The 19258-nt window shown below is 60.2% G+C and carries 13 protein-coding genes; 12 read left to right on the forward strand and 1 reads right to left on the reverse strand.

The window, feature by feature from the left end; translation table 11 throughout:
* Positions 1-28 precede the first annotated feature (28 nt).
* Positions 29-3637 (reverse strand): autotransporter-associated beta strand repeat-containing protein, encoded by a 3609-nt coding sequence (locus tag U1A53_RS11290; protein WP_322280951.1) that lies wholly within the window; start codon positions 3635-3637, stop codon positions 29-31.
* 257 nt (positions 3638-3894) lie between these two features.
* On the opposite strand from U1A53_RS11290, the gene U1A53_RS11295 reads away from it, so the two are divergent.
* The 12 genes from U1A53_RS11295 to U1A53_RS11350 all read left to right on the forward strand — a co-directional run bounded on the left by U1A53_RS11295 (position 3895) and on the right by U1A53_RS11350 (position 19257).
* Entirely contained in the window at positions 3895-4884 is a 990-nt protein-coding gene (locus U1A53_RS11295; RefSeq protein ID WP_322280952.1) for a Gfo/Idh/MocA family oxidoreductase, read from the forward strand.
* A 17-nt stretch (positions 4885-4901) separates the two neighbouring features.
* Positions 4902-7400 (forward strand): kelch repeat-containing protein, encoded by a 2499-nt coding sequence (locus tag U1A53_RS11300; protein WP_322280953.1) that lies wholly within the window; start codon positions 4902-4904, stop codon positions 7398-7400.
* Positions 7401-7425: 25 nt separating this feature from the next.
* Positions 7426-8535 carry a sialidase family protein gene (locus U1A53_RS11305; RefSeq protein WP_322280954.1) on the forward strand — a complete coding sequence of 370 codons (1110 nt, stop codon included), beginning with the start codon at positions 7426-7428 and terminating at the stop codon, positions 8533-8535.
* A gap of 15 nt (positions 8536-8550) precedes the next feature.
* A complete protein-coding gene (locus U1A53_RS11310) occupies positions 8551-9693 on the forward strand; it encodes a sialidase family protein (protein WP_322280955.1) in 1143 nt (380 codons plus the stop codon).
* Between the two features lie 2 nt (positions 9694-9695).
* Complete coding sequence (locus U1A53_RS11315; RefSeq protein ID WP_322280956.1) at positions 9696-11225, forward strand: hypothetical protein; 1530 nt, start codon at positions 9696-9698, stop codon at positions 11223-11225.
* On the forward strand, positions 11222-12817 hold the full coding sequence (locus U1A53_RS11320; protein WP_322280957.1) for a hypothetical protein: 1596 nt from the start codon (positions 11222-11224) through the stop codon (positions 12815-12817). Before U1A53_RS11315 ends, U1A53_RS11320 begins: the two co-directional genes overlap by 4 nt.
* A gap of 6 nt (positions 12818-12823) precedes the next feature.
* Complete coding sequence (locus U1A53_RS11325; RefSeq protein WP_322280958.1) at positions 12824-13738, forward strand: alpha/beta hydrolase; 915 nt, start codon at positions 12824-12826, stop codon at positions 13736-13738.
* Positions 13739-13799: 61 nt separating this feature from the next.
* The gene (locus U1A53_RS11330) at positions 13800-15347 is read left to right on the forward strand and encodes a sialate O-acetylesterase (protein WP_322280959.1); all 1548 of its coding nucleotides are present in this window, start codon (positions 13800-13802) and stop codon (positions 15345-15347) included.
* Positions 15348-15356: 9 nt separating this feature from the next.
* The gene (locus tag U1A53_RS11335; RefSeq protein ID WP_322280960.1) at positions 15357-16079 is read left to right on the forward strand and encodes an RraA family protein; all 723 of its coding nucleotides are present in this window, start codon (positions 15357-15359) and stop codon (positions 16077-16079) included.
* 14 nt (positions 16080-16093) lie between these two features.
* Entirely contained in the window at positions 16094-17665 is a 1572-nt protein-coding gene (locus U1A53_RS11340) for a hypothetical protein (RefSeq protein WP_322280961.1), read from the forward strand.
* A 3-nt stretch (positions 17666-17668) separates the two neighbouring features.
* On the forward strand, positions 17669-18478 hold the full coding sequence (locus tag U1A53_RS11345) for an aldolase/citrate lyase family protein (RefSeq protein ID WP_322280963.1): 810 nt from the start codon (positions 17669-17671) through the stop codon (positions 18476-18478).
* Between the two features lie 5 nt (positions 18479-18483).
* Positions 18484-19257 carry an SDR family oxidoreductase gene (locus tag U1A53_RS11350; RefSeq protein ID WP_322280965.1) on the forward strand — a complete coding sequence of 258 codons (774 nt, stop codon included), beginning with the start codon at positions 18484-18486 and terminating at the stop codon, positions 19255-19257.
* Position 19258: the final 1 nt, after the last annotated feature.

Genomic DNA, 19258 nt, shown 5'->3' on the forward strand with positions numbered 1-19258 from the left:
AGATTACCTACGTTGAGATGCATGGAGTTCACATTCTCATCGGGTAGTATGCAGTGCGTTGACGCCGCTGAGTGAACAGAAGCACAAGCCCGAAAAGAAGCAGCACGGCACGGCTTGGTTCTGGCACGGCGCTGACTATGATGGTGCCATTGCTCAGGAACTGGCTGATATCCCAGGCACGGTTGAGTGTGGTGAGGTCAGGCAGGTCGAACTGGCTGGTGTCGTCGCTACTGCCATTGCGCAGGTTGTCGCCCACCGCAAAAGTGCCGCCGAGCAGGTCCGTCCAGTCGAGCAGATCAAACGAATTGCCCTCGGCGAAGGCGGTGTCGAAGGCGAGGCCGGTGAGGCTGGTGGTGATGCTGAGCCTGCCGTTCAGGGTGAGGCCGTTGCTCGCACTGACGAGGACGCGGTCGAAACTGGTCGCGCCTTCGATGTTCAGGCGTCCGGTGCTGCCAGTTTGCAGATCCACGGCGGTGAATTTAAGCGTGCCGATGCCATGCGTTGCGGAACTGGTGTCACTGCCGGGGGAAAGTGCGCTGCCGGTACCGATGATGACGGAACCGGCGATGTTGCCGGTGCTGGTGTGATTGCCAGCGAGTGTGCCGGTGATGACGCTCACGGCTCCGGTGCCGGCACCAGAGCCGGTGGTGTTGGTGACCATCAGCGTGCCCGCATTCACCTGTGTGGGACCGATGTAGGTGCTGGCGCCTGCAAGCACTAGCGTGCCGCCGCCAGTCTTGCTGAAGATGTCGGTTTCCACGGTGCCGGAGATGCGGCTGTTCACCGTGAGCGTTGTGCCCGTGTCGGTGTTGATCGCGCCGCCGCCGTTGCTGATGGTGATGCCACGATTGGCGCCAAGGGACATGTCCGCCGTGGTTTGCAGCGTGCCGCCGCTGCGTATCCGCACGTTGATCGAGGAGAAAACGCCTGGCGCGGCGCCCAGATTGCCCTCGGTGGAAACCTTCAGCGTGCCTGCGGCGATGGTGGTGCGGCCGGAGTAGCTGTTGTTCGGATTGCTGAGCGTCAGCGTCCCGCCGCCAACGGAGGATTTGAACAGCATCAGCGGCCCGGTGAGGACGCCGCTGATCTCGATGTCGCCATTGCCACCGACGTTCAAGTTGCCGGTGCCATTGGTGGTGATGTCACCGGTGATCAGCAGGTTGCCCGCATCAGAGTTGATGCGTGTGGCTCCGGCAGTCACGTTGATGTCGCCGCCCCAAGTGTTGCTGCCGCTGAGGTTCACCAGCGCGCCGACACCTGCGATCGTGCCATCACCAGTGAGTGAGAGCGCCTCGTCACCCACCGTGATGTCGCCGGACAACTGGAGTGTGGCGAGGTTGGGGACGGTCACGCCTCCTGCAACGGTGCCTAGAGCGGTGTTGTTTGAGATGGCGAGCGTGCCGGCATTCACGGCGGTCGCGCCAGAGTAACTGCTGGCACCGGACAGAGCCAGCGTGCCCGTCCCCGTCTTGGTCAGGCCGCCTGCATCCGCAATGATACCGCCATGAGTCAGCGTGGTGGCGGCGGCGACATCGAACATGCCGCCGGAAGCGCCCAGCGAGATGCCACGAGTCGATGCGAGTGTCATATCCGCCGTCGTTGCCAACGTGCCGCCGTTGAACGTGAGATGGGCCGGAGTCGCGGCTCCAGGTGCAGTGCCCAATCCAGAATCTGCGGCGATGCTCAGGACACCGGCGTTGACCACCGTGCTGCCGCTGTAAGTATTGACACCAGAGAGGATCAGCGTGCCTGTTCCCGTCTTGGTCAATGACCCTGTGCCTGCCGCGATGCCGCCATAGCTCAGCGTGGTGCTGGCGGCAACATCCACCGTGCCGCCGGAAGCATCCAAGGAGATGCCGCGATTGGAGTTCAAGGCAAGCGTCGCCGTGGTGGCGAGCGTACCGCCATTGAATGTAAGATGCGCCGGAGTTGGCGTTCCTGGGGCGGTGCCAAGGGCTGTGTCAGCGGCGATGCTGACGGTGCCGCCGTCGATGATCGTTCCGCCGGTGTAGCTGTTGCCGGTGTTGGTGAGCGTCAGCACATTCGCGCCGACTTTTGTCAGCGTACGTGAGCCGCCGCTCTCGCTCACCACGCCATCGACTGTGATGTCGCCACTGCCACCGATGCTGCTATCGCCTTCCAGCACGATGCCCGAAAGCGTCGTGGTCGCGGCGAAGGTGCCGTTGCTGAAAGCAACGGTGGGGGCGCTGGTGTAGCCGGAGCCCGTGGCGGTGATGCTGTAGGAAGAGGGTGTGAAGCTGGTCGCGTTGCCCGTGCCCGATGGGTTGGTGCCGGCGGTCGTCACCGTGCCTCCAGAAAAGGAAATGACAGGCGCGCTGGTGTAGCCCGATCCGGGAGTGACGATGGTGATTCCGGTCACGATACCACCACTGAGAATCGCGGTGGCTGTGGCGGTGATTCCAGCCCCTCCGCCACTGATCGTGACGGTGGGGGCTGCGGAGTACACAGTGGTTCCTCCATTGATGGTGAAGGAAGCTGAGGTAACGCCCATGGCTACCGTGGCCGTCGCGCCTGTGCCCCCGCCGCCGGAGAGGGTCAGCGTTGCGGGCACGCTTCCACTTGCTGTTTGAGTGATCGAGGCCACGCCGCTTACAATGCTGGCTGCGGTCCCCGAATTGATCAGTGCGCCATTCCCGCCAAAACCTGTGCCATTGAGTCGGATGACCTCGATAACGTCTGTCTGGCCTCCCAGATCCAGGGTGCCGGTGGCAGAGACATTGGTGCCCGTGTTCGTGTTGATGGCCAGGATGCCGGTGCGTGCGCCGAGGGCTGAAGCGTCGCCCATTTTCAAAACGCCGTTCGTGATCGTGGTCGCCCCGGTGTAAGTGTTGACTCCAGCCAGGGTCTGAGTGCCCGCGCCGGCTTTCGTCAGGTGGAGCGTCCCACCGTGAGCGGTGCTGGCTCCGTCCCGGAGCACTGTGGCGGATGAGTGATCACTTGTGTTGGTGATCGCAAGTGTGGCGACATTTCCAAACTGGCTGTTTGCGAGGTTGGTCTGGACGAATCCACCCGAGCCGTTCAGCCCGCCGATGTTTGCGGTGGACGCTGCTTTTCCTGCTGGAGCGTTATTCAGTGTCACCACGGCGGCTCCGCTCACGTCCAGAAGGCCAAGCGCATAGCTGTTGCTGCTGGCGTTGGAAACATTCATCCGCAAAAATCCACCTGTGAGCATCGTGGTCCCGCTCACCGTCAGACCACGGCTGGAATTCGAAGCCGTGAGCGAGGTGCTGCCAAAGTACAGACCACCTCCTGTGTTGATCGTGAGGTTGGCCGCGTTCACCTCCAGCCCGCCACCCCCGCTGCCATTGAAAAAAATCATGTTGTCCGTGGCAAGCGTGAGGTCGCCGATGTTCAGTGTGCCCAATGTCGCGGCACCCCCGCCGATGTTCCAGCGGTTCGCCACGGTCTTGGTCAGGTTGTTGATCGTCCGGCTGATGCCGCCGACGTTGAGCGTCGCGCCACCACTGGCGATCAGCGTGGCGTCAATGTTGTCACCGATGCCTGGCGTGCCGTTTGGTGTCCATACAGTGGTGGTGCTCCAGGAACTTGTGCCGGACGTGGCGTTGAATATGTAATCAACTGCGTCTGTTTTGCCTTCGCTGGAGATCCAGAGCAAGAGGACGGTTGCAATGCCAAGCCTGCGTGCTGAGAGGTGTTCACTGAAAAATTTCATAAGCGAATGGTGTTGAGGAGAACTCATGGACCTGTCTCACGACGCTCATGTCGTGCCACGCCGCCAAGCCAACAAGGCGCGAGCATTGGCAACATGTGATGACCAGATTTTCAGATCACCGTGTCAGACGTTGGTGCTCATATGTTACCAATGCTATGACGATGGCTGGCGGCAGCGGGAGGCGTTCTATTCGCACCCTCATGCATTCCATTCTTATCATCGGCTGCGGCAGCATCGGCGAGCGCCACCTGCGCTGCTTTCAGAAAACCGGACGCTGCGCCGCCTCCGCCTGCGACACCAACCCGGCGCTGCTCGCCGCCATGAAAAACGGCTACGGGGTTCCTGTCTTTGCTTCTCTCGACGAAGCTTTGTCAAAGTCTCGGTTCGACGCCTGGGTGATCTGCACGCCCGCGCATCTCCACCTGCCGATTGCCATGAAGGCGCTGTCCCTCGAACTTCATGTGCTCATTGAGAAGCCGCTGGCGTTCGACACAGCGCTCGTCTCACAAACACGCGAAGCCCTCGTTCAATCGCAGCGGTTTCTCGGCGTGGCGTATGTGTATCACCTCATGCCGTGGATCGGCGCGGCGCGGGCTTATGTGAGCAGCGGTGAGATCGGCAAGGTGCTTCACGCCAGCAGCACGGCGGGCCAGCATTTCCCCACTTTCCGGCCAGCGTATCGCGACACCTATTACGCGCGGCATGAGCAGGGCGGCGGCGCCATCCAAGACGCGCTCACGCATGTGGTGAATGTGGTGGAGTGGCTCATCGGCCCCTGCACGCGGGTCTTCTGTGATGCGGCGCATCAAGCGCTGGAAGGCGTGACCGTGGAGGACACAGTCAACATCGCCGCCAGACACGGCGAGGTGCCGGTCAGCTATGCCATGACGCAATTTCAGGCTCCCAATGAGAACACGATCCTCATCAATGGTGAACGCGGCAGTGTGAAGATCGAAATCCATCAGCAGCGCTGGGGTTTCATCAAGCACGGCGACAAAGACTGGACCTGGCAGCAGACGCCGCCGCTGGAGCGCGACGAACTCTTCACCGCGCAAGCGAATGCCTTTATTGATGGCATTGAGGGCAGGCCCACGCCGCTCTGTACCTTTGAAGAAGCTGTGCAGACGCTCAAATTTAACGAAGCAGCGTTGCGATCAGCGAAAACGCGGCAGCTTGTCTGTATCTCCTGATTACCGCTTCCACACCTATGAAACTACCCTTTCCCCTCCTGTTCCTGACCTTGTTAGCTGACATCAACGCCGCCGATGATCCGCGCATGGCCGCCCGTAAACTGGCTCGCGAGGCGGCGGTGCAGTCGGCAGGCATCGACAAGGCGCTGTCACGCGAGATGCCAGACGAACTGAAAGCCCTGCCGGTGTTCGGCGAGATCGTCTGGACCGTGAAAGAGATGCCCTTCATCGCGAAGGGGCCGCATGCAGGCGTCAGCGGCGCGGGCATGGTGGTGGTGGGTGGGAAGATCTACTTTGCAGGCGGCTTCATCCCTGAGGGTGACAAGACGCAGGACACTGCCTACCGCACCTCGCGCTGGGCGCACTGCTATGATCCGGCGACGGATCAGTGGACGCAGCTTCCTGATCTTCCCGCGCGTCGTGAGTACACACGCGCCATCGCCACAGAGGATGCTGTCTATGTGCTCGGCGGTGCCATTCAAGACCGCCCCACATTACCGTCTGCCGAGGTCTATCGACTGGATGTCACGAGGACCCCGCTGGCCTGGCAAACAGTGGCTCCGCTGACCGTGCCGGTCACGCACATGGCGGCGGATCGTGCGGGCAGCTTCATGATCGTGGCGGGCGGGAACAACTATGACATCGCCGAGAAAGGCTACAGCCCGAAGACAATTCAAGGCGTGACCAACGTCCTCGATCTAGCTAAACCCGGTCACGGCTGGCAGCAGCGCGCGCCGATTCCCGGCAGCCCGCGCGGCTGGACCGCTTCCGCTGTCGCGGGCGGGAAGTTTTATATGCTCGGCGGTGTGACGTGGAATGAAAAGGGACGCCAGCGCCTGCAAGAAGCGCTGAGCTACGATCCCGCGAAGAATGAATGGCAGCGTCTCGCCGACTTCCCCTATTCCATCTCCGGCTGGGAGGGCGAGACCTTTGATAACCGCTACATCATCGCGGTCGGTGGAGCTGGTGCGCGGTGGAATGACCTGCCCTTCGTCTATGACACGCAGGAGAACCGCTGGCTGCGCAGCACGAGCCCGCTGCCGCCCGGCGCGATGTTCAATGATCCCGGTGTCTGCATCATCGGCGACACGATCTATGTGGCAGGTGGTGAAGGCTCCGGCGGCAGCCACTTCAACCACTTCCTCGTCGGCAAGATCAAGCCGAAGCCGTTGCCGGTGGCAAAGCCGTTCAACATCGCCTCGCGCTGGGAGCTGTTTGTGGACGAATACCTCGTCGCCGAGAAAAGCGGCGTTGCTTTGAAGCTGCATGAGCCGGTGAAGCGCGAGGTCGTGCTCACCACCGATCAACCTTGGGAAGGACCGACCTGCGGCTACTTCTCCGCCATTCAGGATGGTGAAAAAGTGCGGCTCTACTATCGCGGCTCCGCAGGCGGTTCGGACCACTCAGCGGATCAGGTCACCTGTGTCGTTGAGAGCAATGATGGCATTCATTTCACCCGTCCCAAGCTCGGTCTGATCGAAGCGGGAGGCACCAAGGACAACAACGTCATCTGGCGCGGCGTCGAGTCGCACAACTTTGCCGCGTTTCTCGACACCAACCCGAAAGCGAAGCCCGGCGAGCGCTACAAAGGCCTCGGCGGCGTGAAGGAACCCGGCAAGAACTGGATGACCGGCGAGACACCTGGCGGTCTCTATGCCTTTGCCTCGCCCGATGGCCTTCGCTGGCACAAGATCAGCCCGCAGATGGTGATGACCAAGGGCGCGTTCGACTCGCAGAACGTCGCCTTCTGGGATGCGCCACGAAAGCGCTATGCCAGCTACACCCGCATCTTCACCAACAAGATTCGCGACATCCAGAGCAGTCATTCCGCCGACTTTCTGACCTGGAGTGATGCCACGCTGAACCGCTACGCCGCCGATGTGCAGCCCGAGCATTTCTACACCTCCGCCACGGTTCCGTGCCCTGGTGCGCCGCATCTGCTGCTGTCCTTTCCGAAGCGTTATGTCGTCACGCGCCAGAAGATCACAGAGCACAAGTTCAAGGGCGTCTCCGATGCTGTTTTCATGAGCAGCCGTGATGGCGTGAACTGGAGCCGCGCTTTTCGCGAAGCCTGGGTGCGTCCCGGTCCCGATCCAAAGAACTGGACGGACCGCAATCAAATGACCGCCGCCGGAATCATCGAAACCGCGCCCAATGAATGGTCTCTCTATGTGAGCGAGCACTACCGCAGCGCCGACCACCGCATGAGGCGCGTGACCGTGCGCAAGCAGGGCTTCGCCTCCATGCACGCCAATGCCAAAGGCGGCGAGTTCACCACCAGGCCGCTCACCTTCACCGGCAGCCAGCTCATCCTCAACTACGCCACCTCCGCCGCAGGCTCCGTGCAGATCGAGGCGCTCGACGAGTCCGGCAAAGTCCTCGCCACCATGGCCGAACTCTACGGCGACGAACTCGAAGCCAAAGCGCTCGATGTTTCCGCTCTCAAAGGAAAGGCGATCCGCCTCCGCGTGAAGCTCAAAGACGCTGATCTGTATGCCATGCGCTTTGCGGATTGATACACAACCAAGCGACCCCCTCACCATGCGCCCCCTCATCGCCATCCTGCTCCTGACCACCGCCCTGCACTCAGCCGAGCCGCAGGTGAAAGTCATCGAGACCCAAATCATTTCCCGGCAGCCGTACTTTTACCATGGCTGGCCCACGCTGGCGCGTCGTGCGAATGGCGACCTTATCGTGGTCTATTCAGGTGGGCGTGAGTTTCACGTTTGTCCTTACGGTCGTCAGGAGATGATCACTTCACGCGATGATGGTCAAACCTGGACCCTGCCGCGTGTGCTGGCGGATAGCGCGCTTGATGACCGCGACTCCGGCATGCTTGAGACCAGCAAAGGCACGCTGATTGCCACGATGTTCAACTCGTTCGCCTATCAGATTCACATGAACGCGCCTGAGCGGCTGCTGAACGAGACGTTTGGCAAAGAAACACCGGCGATGCTGAAACGCTGGCACACGATGGACGATGCCACCACGCAGGCACAGAAAGAGGCGGAGACAGGTTACTGGATGCAGCGTTCCACGGATGGCGGGCTGAGCTGGTCGCCGCGTTATCGTGTTCTGGGCTACAGCCCGCATGGGCCGATCAACCTGCTCGATGGTCGGCTGTTTTACGCCACCTCGAATGGCAAGAAAGCCATCGCGTATGTTTCGGAGGATGACGGTCTGACTTGGAAGTCAGTCTCCGAGATGCCGGTGCGTGCGGGGGAGCTTCACGCCGTTCAAGCCAAGGACGGCACGATCATTGTGCAGGTGCGTGACAAGCTCGTCATCAACAAGAAGACGCAGCAGAACACCTCGCAGATCATCTCCACCGATGGTGGCAAGACGTGGACGGAGAAGGGAAAGGTGGCCGATGGCTTCCCCTCGCACCTCATCCGCTTGCGCGATGGCACGCTGCTCATGACTTACACTTGGCGGCAGGAGCCATTTGGCATTCGGGGCAAGTTCAGTACCGATCATGGCCGCCATTGGTCGGAGGAATTCATCCTGACCGATGACGCCGCCAATTGGGACCTCGGCTACCCGAGCAGCGCCGAACTCGCCGACGGTTCCCTGCTCACCGTCTGGTATGAAACGCCCAAAGACGCTCACAAAGCCGTGCTGATGCAGGCTCGCTGGACTTTGAACCGCTAACTCAACACAACTTCCATGAAACACACACTTCCTCTCCTTGGCCTGCTTATTGGCCTCACTTCATCTTCATTCGCGGCTGATCAGGCCAGCGTCATCGAGACGAAGGTCATCTCCCAGCAGCCGCAGTATTACCACGGCTGGCCCACGCTCATGCGCAAGCAGGACGGCACGCTCATCGTCGTCGTTTCCGGCGGGCGTCACGGTCATGTGTGCCCCTTTGGCCGCGTGGAGATGATGATCTCGCGTGATGAAGGCAAAACGTGGACCTTCCCACGCTCCATCCTCGACACCGATGTGGATGATCGCGATGCCGGCGCGCTGGAGACACCCAAAGGCACGCTGCTGGTCACCACCTTCACCTCCACGGCCTATGAGATTCAGATGAACCTGCTCAAGGAAGGTAAGCCCTCGAACTTCGTCAATGTGGAGACGCTGCCCGCCTGGAATGCGGCTCATGCACGCCTCACCGATGAGCAACGCAAAACTCAGCCTGGCGAATGGCTCGTGCGCTCTACAGATAAGGGCCTCACTTGGTCGCCACCGATTTCCACGCTCGTCAACAGCCCGCACGGACCCACCGTTCTGGCGGATGGACGTCTGCTCTATGTCGGCAAGGAACTCTGGAATGAAAAGAAGCGCATCGGTGCCTGTGAATCCACCGATGACGGCCTCACCTGGTGCTGGATCGCCGAAATCCCGACCCGTCCCGGCGACAACGTGACGGACGACTATCATGAACTCCACGCCGTGCAGGCCAAGGATGGCCGCATCATCGCGCACATCCGTCATCACGGAAAAAAGAACACCAAAGAGACCCTGCAAACCGAGTCCGACGATGGTGGCAAAACCTGGAGCGTGCCGCACAGCATCGGTGTCTGGGGTTATCCCTCGCACTTGCTCAAGCTGCGCGATAATACACTGCTCATGAGCTACGGTCACCGCCGCGCACCCATCGGCAATCAAGCCCGTGTCAGCCGTGACAGTGGCAGCACCTGGTCAGAAGCGATCATCGTCTCGGGCGATGCCACCAGCGGCGATATCGGCTACCCCAGCACCGTTGAACTGGCCGACGGCTCACTGCTCACCGTTTGGTATGAGCATCTGAAGGATAATAAGAACGCCGTTCTGCGTCAGGCCCATTGGAAGCTTCCGAACTAGTCATGAAACGAATTCTCCTCTTTCTCTTCGCCTCCTGTTGTGCCGCAGCAGAGCAAACCCTGCTGTTCGTGGACGACCACGATATTTTGTATCGTCCCGCCACGAAGCGCGTGCTGCATCAGCCAGTGCGTCATGAGGCGAATCCATTGCTCGTCGGCCCCTCGCTCAAGCATCAGGTCGCCTATTGCAGCGTGTATCACGATCCCACCTCGGGTCGTTATCAGATGTGGTATCAGATGAGCGGCGCGGGAAGCGTGGTGTGCTATGCGGAGTCGAAGGACGGTATCTCATGGACAAAACCTGAGCTGGACATCCTGACCTTCAAAGGCATCCCAGACCGCAATGTGGTGCTCACCAGCAGCGACCACTATAATGCCTCCGTCGTTGTCGATACTCCAGGTGGAGACCCGGCGCGGCGCTACAAAATGGCCTACTGGTCCATCCCCGAACCCGAAGTCGCGCCCACCGATCCCAAGGAGCCGCGTGGTCGCAATGGCGGCATGTATGTCGCCTTCTCGCCCGACGGCATTCATTGGACAAAGCATCCCGGTCCCGTGCTGCGCGGGAACTACGGGCGTATCACCGACCCGCCACTCGCGGGCGATACCACGCCGCTCGGCCTGCTGAACTCCGTCAGCGATGTCATCGACGCGACCTACGATCCCGTGCGGAAGAAATATGTCGTCATCGCCAAAGGATGGATTGATGGCCCTGATGGTCGCACTTTCTGGAAGCGCTCCGTCGTCCGCACCGAGAGCGATGATTTTATCCAATGGAGCCCCGCGCAGTTCGTCATGGCACCCGATGAGCACGACGGTGTGCGCCCAGGCGCGTATCCCGGCACACGCCAGGGCGTGCAACTTCACAGCGCGCCAGCCTTCGTGCATCACGGCGTGTGGTTCGGCCTCATCCAGCTCGCCGACTTTGAAACACACGGCCTGCAGCCCGTCGAACTCGCGCTCAGCCGCGATCACGGTTTCACCTGGTCGCGTCCGTTCCGTGACACGATGTTTCTTCCTGTTGGCAAAGCAGACGCCTTCGATACCGGTCGCATCTGGAGCAATGCCACACCCGTCGTCCTGGAAAACGAAATCCGCTTCTACTTCGGCGGCGCGGAGAACCCTTGGGGTTTTGGCGGAACCGAATCCGAATGGGGATCGAAGAAGAAGCTGCCTAAAACCGGCATCGGACTCGCCACTCTGCCTCTGGATCGTTTCGCTGGCCTGAAGCCGCTGGAGCGCATCGGCCAGATCACGCTCAAACCTCGCTCGCTTGCCGGAGTGAAAACCATTACCGTCAACACTACCGCCGTGAAGGCCGCCGTCCGCGTCGAGTTGCTCGATGCCCAAGGCTACCGCCTCCCCGGCTTCACCAAAGCCGACGCCGTCCCCATCACTGGCGATCACCTGCGCCATCGCGTCACCTGGAAAGACGCCGACCTCACCAAGCTCCCCGCAGGCGAGGTGATGATCCGCATTCATCTAGATCGTGCTGAAGTCTTTGCCCTCACACTCGATTTAATCAAGCCATGAAAACCGCACTCATCACTGTCCTGCTCTGCGCGAGCCTCAACGCCGCCGAGCGCACCCTCCTGCTCGTCGATGACGAGGACATACTTTACCGCCCAGGCACGATCCGTCATGTGGTGGAGTTCAAGCGGCACTCACCAGATCCCGTCATCGCGCCGGACAAGCCTTGGGAGGCGATGCTCGGCTGGACGAGTGTGTATCGCGATCCAAAAACGGGGAAGCATCAGCTCTGGTATCAGGCCTATCAGGAGCGGCGGGTGGAGGACAAGGTGATGAAGAACGTCGTCTGCTATGCGGAGAGCATGGACGGCATCAACTGGACGAAGCCGAACCTCGGGCTGTTTCCCTTCTATGAGATCAAGGACACCAACATTGTACTGATCGGCGTGCGCGGTGGTTACGGCGAGCGCTACTGCAACAGCGTGGTCTTTGACGAGCGCGATCCTGATCCGATGAAGCGATACAAGATGGCCTACTATGACTGGACGCCTAAAGAGGGCGCGGAAGGCGGATCGGGCACGCATGTGGCATTTTCACCCGATGGCATTCATTGGACGAAGCACGCGGGCGGCATCGTGTCGAAGTGCTCCTTTGGCAGCAAGGGCATGGAGCTGCCCTTCGCCGATGAGGACGGCTATGTGGAGACACCGCAGAAGAACGGCACGGTGCGCCGCGCTTGGCGCTCGCCGCTGTGCATGTCGGACGCACTCGACGTGCTCTACGATCCGCGCCGCGAGGCGTTCGTGGCCTATGGAAAGATGTGGACGCCGTGGCCCGACGGCACGCTGGCCTGGAAGCACGCGATGGGCCGCATGGAGAGCAAAGACTTCATCCATTGGAGCAAGCCCGAACTGATCACCACGGTGAATGACCGCGATGCGCCGCAGATCGAATTCCACACCTCGCCGGTGTTCACCTACAACGGCATGTATTTCTCCCTGAACCAAATACTAGATCGCTCGGTGGGTTCGATGGATGCGGAGTTCATGTCCAGCCGCGATGGCTTCCGCTGGGATCGCAGCCTGCAGGGCAGCTTTGCGATTCCTCGCGGTGCGCCGGGGCGTTTCGATGCCGGGTCAGTCATCACGAACGGCACACCGGTCATCCTCGAAAAGGAAATGCGCTTCTACTACGGCGGCTATCGCGGCACAGCCATCGGCGGCGTGGGACTGAACGAGCAGAAGCTCGGCGGCAAAGACTACCACAGCGGCGTTGGCCTCGTCACCACGCCACGCGACCGCTTTGCCGCCATCGGCATCAATCCCGACTCGCCCGTGAAGGCGCAGAAGAAAGGCAAGCCCAAGATCGTGAACACCATCGGCAACGTCACGCTCAAGGCGCTCGATCTTACCGGCGTGAAGACCATCACACTCAATGCGGATGCTTCCAAAGGCTCGGTGCGTCTCGAAATCCTCAACAAAGACGGCTACCGCCTGCGCGGCTTCACGAAAGAAGACGCCGTGCCAATGAAGACGGATGACATCAGCTTCGAGGCCGCGTGGAAGGACAAAAAGATCAGTGATCTGCCTCCAGGGAACTACATGCTGAGCGTGCATCTGGAGCAGGCAGATCTGTTTGCAGTGACACTCAAATAAACCGCCATGAGACTGCTGATTACTTATCTCTTTCTCACCGTGTCGTGTCTTCTAGCACAAACCGAGGTCGTGCCTGAAATTACCTTCAAGGACATCAGCTACGGCACCCATGAGCGTCACAAGCTGGATCTGTGGCAGGCGAAATCAGACGCCGTCACGCCGCTGGTCATCTTCATCCACGGCGGCGGCTGGGCCGGAGGAGATAAGAAGGATGTACCGCTCACTTTGCTGAAATCGATGCACGCGAAGGGCGTGTCCGTGGCCTCGATCAATTACCGTTACAGCCTTATCTCGCCGCTTCCTGCGCCCGTGCATGACGCGGCACGCGCTGTGCAGTTCCTCCGCAGCAAGGCGAGTGAGTGGAAGCTCGATCCCCGGCGTTTCGGTGCCTACGGCATCTCAGCCGGAGGATGCACGACCCTTTGGCTCGCCTGTCACGATGATCTGGCCAATCCACGCAGCAAAGATCCTGTAGAACGCGAATCCAGCCGGTTCCATGCCGCTGTCGGCATGTCGCCACAAACCTGCCTGGAGCCGAAGATCATCACCGAATGGGTAGGCGATCAGGTGTTGCAGCATCCCATGATCGCCCGAGCGGTCGGGGCGAAGAAGCTGGATGAAGTGAAGAAGCCGCGAGCGGAATGGATCAAGCTTCTGCGTGAGTTTTCGCCGATCACGCATGTGAGCGCCGATGATCCGCCCGTGCTGATTTCCAATCCACGCGTTGATCCGCTGCCAGCCACGTCGCCAGGCAGCGCCATTCATCATGCTTTGTTTGGCCTGAAATTTCAGGAGAAGGTCACCGCTGTGGGCGGCACCTGCATTCTGCGCATTGAGGACAAGGCCACGACATCAACGCCCAAGCCAGAGGAGTTTCTGCTGACGCATCTGCTCAAGCCGTCATCTGGCGTCAATCAGTGACCAGAGACCCAAGCTTGTCCGCCATTCTTCAAAGACCAAGATAACCACCGAGACCCAGCACATGAAATCACCGGCCCGCCCACACGCCTTCATCGGCATCTTGCTGTGTTGTCTCGCGATGAGTGCCTCACATGCCGAGGTTCGGCTGCCTGCGTTGTTCTCAGATCACATGGTTTTTCAGCAGGATGCGTCAGCGCCGGTGTGGGGTTGGGCATCGGCAGGGGAGCAGATCACGGTCTCTATCGAAGAACAGGCAAAGACAACGACAGCAGGAGCCGATGGCCGATGGCAGGTGAAGCTCGATCCTTTGAAAAGCAGCGAACCTTTGGAAATGATCGTCAAAGGGACGAACACTCTCTCAGTGAAGGATGTGCTGGCTGGTGAAACGTGGCTGTGTGCCGGACAGTCAAACATGGTGATGACGGTAAGCGCCTCGAAGGATTATGAGAAGGAGCGTGCGGCTGCAACGCTGCCGCAGATCCGCATGTTCACCGTCGCTGATGGTCGTTCGACTTCACCGCAGAGTGATTGCCATGGCTCCTGGATCGTTTGTTCGCCGGAAGCGGTGGGAGACTTCTCGGCGGTGGCGTTTTACTTTGGCCGTGAGCTGCACCAGCGCCTGGGGAGTGCGTTGGGGCTGATCAATTCTTCCGCTGGAGGCACTTTGATCGAGTCCTGGCTCGATTTGGAAACGCAGCAGCAGTGCGCCGAGTTGAAACCCTTTTTTGCGCAGCGTGATCGCTTGATGGCGGCGTTTGATCGTGCGGTAGCGGAGAAGCATTACGAAGCGGCGATGACGAAGTGGAAGCTGGCGGTGGAGAAGGCGAAAGCGGACAAGCAGCCGCTGCCAAAGCAGCCGAGTCATCCGTATGGCAGTCACTTGGGAGCGATGAACGTTAGCGGCTTGTTCAATGGCAAGATCGCGCCGCTCATACCCTATGCCTTGCGCGGCATCGTCTGGTATCAGGGCGAGAGCAACTGCACCCCCGAGCGCTCGCCATTCTACGAGACCCAGATGCGCCTGCTCGTGACCGACTGGCGAGCGCGTTGGGGAAGCGAACTGCCTTTCGCCTGGGTGCAGCTCCCGAATGTGCGGAAGACGCCCAGCTATGCCGACATCCGCGAAGTGCAAATGAAGTGCCTGGATCTGCCGAAGACGGGCATGGCGATCACCATCGACATTGGCGAGTCGCGTGACCTTCACCCGAAAAACAAACAGGATGTGGGCCGCCGCCTGGCGCTGTGGGTCTTGGGCACAGTGTGTGGAGAGAAGGTGTCCGCTATCTCCGGGCCGTTGTTCACTCAGCATGAGGTGCGCGGCAGCGAAATCGTGCTGCGCTTCCGCCACACCGAGGGTGGACTGATGGCGAAGGGTGGTGAACTCAAAGGCTTTCTCATTGCCGGTGCCAATCGTGCCTGGAAGCCCGCTGTGGCTCGCATTGAGGGCGATACGGTGATCGTCTCCGCGCCCAACGTGCCGCAGCCAGTGGCCGTGCGTTATGCGTGGGCCGCTGATCCTGTGTGCAACCTTTTCAACGGCGCTGGCTTGCCTGCCTCGCCTTTCCGCACGGATGATTGGGAGACAACACCTCCAGCCACCAAGCCTTGAACCCATTTCATGATGACAGCCGATCTCCTTCACGAACTCCGCGACTTCGACACGCCCCTGCTTGCCAACACCATCGGCTACATCAGTCCTGTGCCGCCGCATCAATACTACCTCAGCGGCGAGATTCAGTCCGTCACGCCACCGCTAGGTCCCACCATCGGCGTGGCCTTCACCGCGGAGATCGACAGCAGCACGCCGGGCGAACCGGGTGACACGGAGCTTTACTGGAAGCTGCTGGAAATGATGCGCCAGAGCAGCCTGCCGAGCATTCTCGTGGCCAAGGCGGTGGGCTCACGCCCCGAACATGAATGCATGATCGGCGATGGCATGGCAAAGACTCTGTTCTCCGTCGGCTGTGTCGGTCTGGTCAGCGACAGCCGCGTGCGCGACATCGCGGGCATCATGACCACTCCCTTCGCGGTGTATTGCCGAGGTCGCGCCGTGCATCACGAGGCGCTGCGCTTTCGCTTCATCAACCGACCCGTGGAGGTCGGTGGCGTGACCATCACTCCAGGCGAGGTCATCCACGCGGATCAAAATGGCGTCATCCGCATCCCGCCGGACTGCATTCGCGATCTGGCAGGCTACGCGATCAAGAATCGCGCCTTCGAGCACGAGGCGCACATGTTCCTGCGCCGCACCGACAAATCACCCGCCGAGAAACGCGCGCATGTGCAGTCGCTCGTGCAGAAATGCGGCTTCAACGACTGCGTCAGCGGTGCTGCACGCTGATGCCAACCAACATCATGAAAACACACACATTTCTCGCCCTGCTGCTCAGTTGTTCCAGCCTGCTCGCAGCGGAGCGCACCATCCTCATGGTCGATGATCATGAGGTGCTCTATCGTTCTGGGACACGGCGCTTCATGAACACGCCTCTGCGCCATGCGAAAAACCCGCTCATCGCCGAGGTGAAGCCGTGGGAGTTGACCATCGGCTGGACCAGCGTGCATCGCGACGCGAAGACGGGTAAGTATCAGCTCTGGTATCAGGGCTACGGCGGCAAGCGGGCGCAGCTCAAAACGCACGAGTGCGTGGTGTGCTATGCCGAATCCGATGACGGCATCACTTTCACGCGGCCTTATCTCGGCCTGTTCGATTTCAATGGCGACAAGAACACCAACATCGTGCTCATCGGCAGCGGCGTGTATGGCGACCGCTATTGCAACTCCGTGATCGTGGATGAGCGCGAGAAAGACGCTGCGAAGCGCTACAAGATGGCCTTCAACGACTGGTCCAAGGATGCCGATGGCTCGGTGTGGGCTGGATTGCACGTCGCCTACTCACCGGATGGCATCCACTGGACGAAACACCCGGAAGCACCGTTTTATCGCTGCTTCTACGGTGCTAAAAAGAAGCAGCCGCCCTTCGCTGGCGAGAATCCTTACAGCGAAACCAAGTCGAACGATGGGCGCGTGCGCAGGCAAGCACTGCTGCCCATGTCGCTGTCTGATGCTGCGGATGTGATCTATGATCCGAAGCACAAGACCTTCGTGATCTATGGCAAGATGTGGATCGGCGGACCTGACGGCGGTCTAGGTTGGAAGCACGGCATGGGCCGCTGTCAAAGCACGGATTTCCTGCATTGGACGAAGCCGCAGCTCGTCTGTGCGCCCGATGATGCCGATGGAGCGCTGGAATTTCACACGTCGCCGGTATTCATCCATTGCGAGCGCTACTTCAGCCTGAATCAAATCTTGGATCGTGCGAACAAAGGTGTGATGGACATCGAGCTCATGATTAGTCGCGATGGCTTCGAGTGGGAGCGCCCCTTTCGCGAGGCCTACTTCATCCCGCGCAGTCCAGGGCAGCAGTTTGACAGCGGCACCATCGTCACGAACGCCAACATGATCGTCCACGGTAACGAAATGCGCTTTTACTATGGTGCCTACAGCAGCGGTGCCATCGGCGGCGGCACTGACATCACGGGCGATCAACAAACCAGCGGCGTCGGCCTCGCCACACTGCCGCTGGATCGCTTCGCAGGCATTCGCCCCGAGCCTGAGGCACCCACGGCGAAAGTGAAACAGCCGCCGACCATCGGTCAGATTACCTTCAAGCCGATGGACCTCAAGGGCCGCACTGAGATCTATGTGAATGCCAACGCTGCTGATGGAGCTGTGTGGGCCGAGTTGCTCGATGAAGACGGCTATCGTGTGCCCGGCTTCGACAAGGAGAACTGCGTGCCGCTGAAGAAGGACGCGCTGCGCTATCGCTTCAGTTGGAAGGACAAGAAGCTGACGGATCTGCCACCTGCCAAGTATCACATCCGCCTGCATCTCGAAAAGGCTGACGTCTTTGCCATCACTCTCCGATAAATCATGAAACTCCGCCCCTCCCGAATCCTCCGAGAACTGCGCTCCGGCCAGAACTCCACCGTCATCAAGATCAACCTCAACGACCCACGGATCATTGAGCTGGCAGGACTCGCCGGAGCCAGCGCCGTGTGGCTGTGCAACGAGCATGTGCCGAACGACTGGCTCAATCTGGAGCATCAGATCCGCGCCGCGAAGCTGCATGACATGGACACCATCGTGCGTGTCAGCAAAGGCGGCTACAGCGACTACAACAAGCCCTTCGAGTGTGATGCCACCGCCATCATGGTCCCGCACATCACCAGCTCGGATGAAGTCCGCAATGTGGTGGACATGGTGCGCTGTCGCCCGCTCGGCTCCAAGCCGCTCGATGGCGGCAACATGGACGGTTCGTTCTGCCAAGTGTCGCTCGCTGACTACTGCCACCACTGCAACACGGAGAAGTTTGTGATTCTGCAAATCGAGAGTCCTGAAGCGCTCGAAGTCGTCGAAGAAATCGCTGCCGTGCCTGGTTTTGACGCATTGCTCTTCGGCGCGGGCGATTTCAGCCATCGTATCGGTAAACTCGGTCAGGTCACCTCGCCGGAGGTCGTCGCCGCCCGCAAGCGCGTTCACGCTGCTGCCATCAAGCATGGCAAGCACGCCGCTGTTGCGTCACTGTTCGGACAAAAGGACCAGCTCATCGAGGAAGGCGTGCGCATTTTCACCCTCGGCGCGGACGTGGTAGAATTGGGCAACGCCTTCAAGACCATCGTTAGCAATTTTAACGGCCAGAACAAGGCTGCTGCCAGCGACTCCGTTTACCAATCCAAGTAGCACTTATGCTCCCTTCATTCTCACTCAAAGACCACACCATCCTCCTCACTGGTGCCGCAGGACTCTTCGGTCGCGGCCTTACGGCTTCGCTGGCTGAAGCCGGTGCCACGCTCATCATCGCCTCGCGCAATGCGGACAAGCTGCAAGTCGTCGCCGATGAAGAAACCGCACGCGGGCACAAGGTCTTCGCTGAGGGCTTCGATCAAGGCGATGAAGCCTCGATTATCGCGCTCAAGGCACGCCTGGAGGAGCGTTTTGGCCCACTGCATGGCCTCGTGAACAACTCCGTGCTGCGTCCGATGAAAGGCGCGCAGGGAACGGTCGAGCAATGGGAGGACTCGATGCGGGTGAATGCCACGGGCTTGATGCTGATGCATCGTCACTTCGGCAGCGCCATGGCTGAGGTCGGACGCGGCAGCATCGTGAACATCGGCAGTATCCAGGGAATGATCGGGCCGAGCTACGAGCTGTATGCAGGCACCAACATGGGCGACATGCCGCCGGATTATTTCTTCCACAAAGGCGGCATGTTGAACCTCACCCGCTTCTACGCGGCGCTCTACGGACCGAAGAACGTGCGGGTGAACTGCCTCTCCCCCGGCGGCTTCTTCAACAACCAACCGGAGCTGTTTGTGCAGCGCTTCAGCGAGCACACCATGCTCGGCCGCATGGCCGATGAAAACGACCTTGGCGGCGCTTTGATCTTCCTTTTGAGCAATGCCTCTGTTTACATCACGGGCGTGAACCTGCCGGTGGATGGCGGCTACACAGCGAAATAAA

Source organism: Prosthecobacter sp., assembly GCF_034366625.1.
Classification (GTDB): domain Bacteria; phylum Verrucomicrobiota; class Verrucomicrobiia; order Verrucomicrobiales; family Verrucomicrobiaceae; genus Prosthecobacter.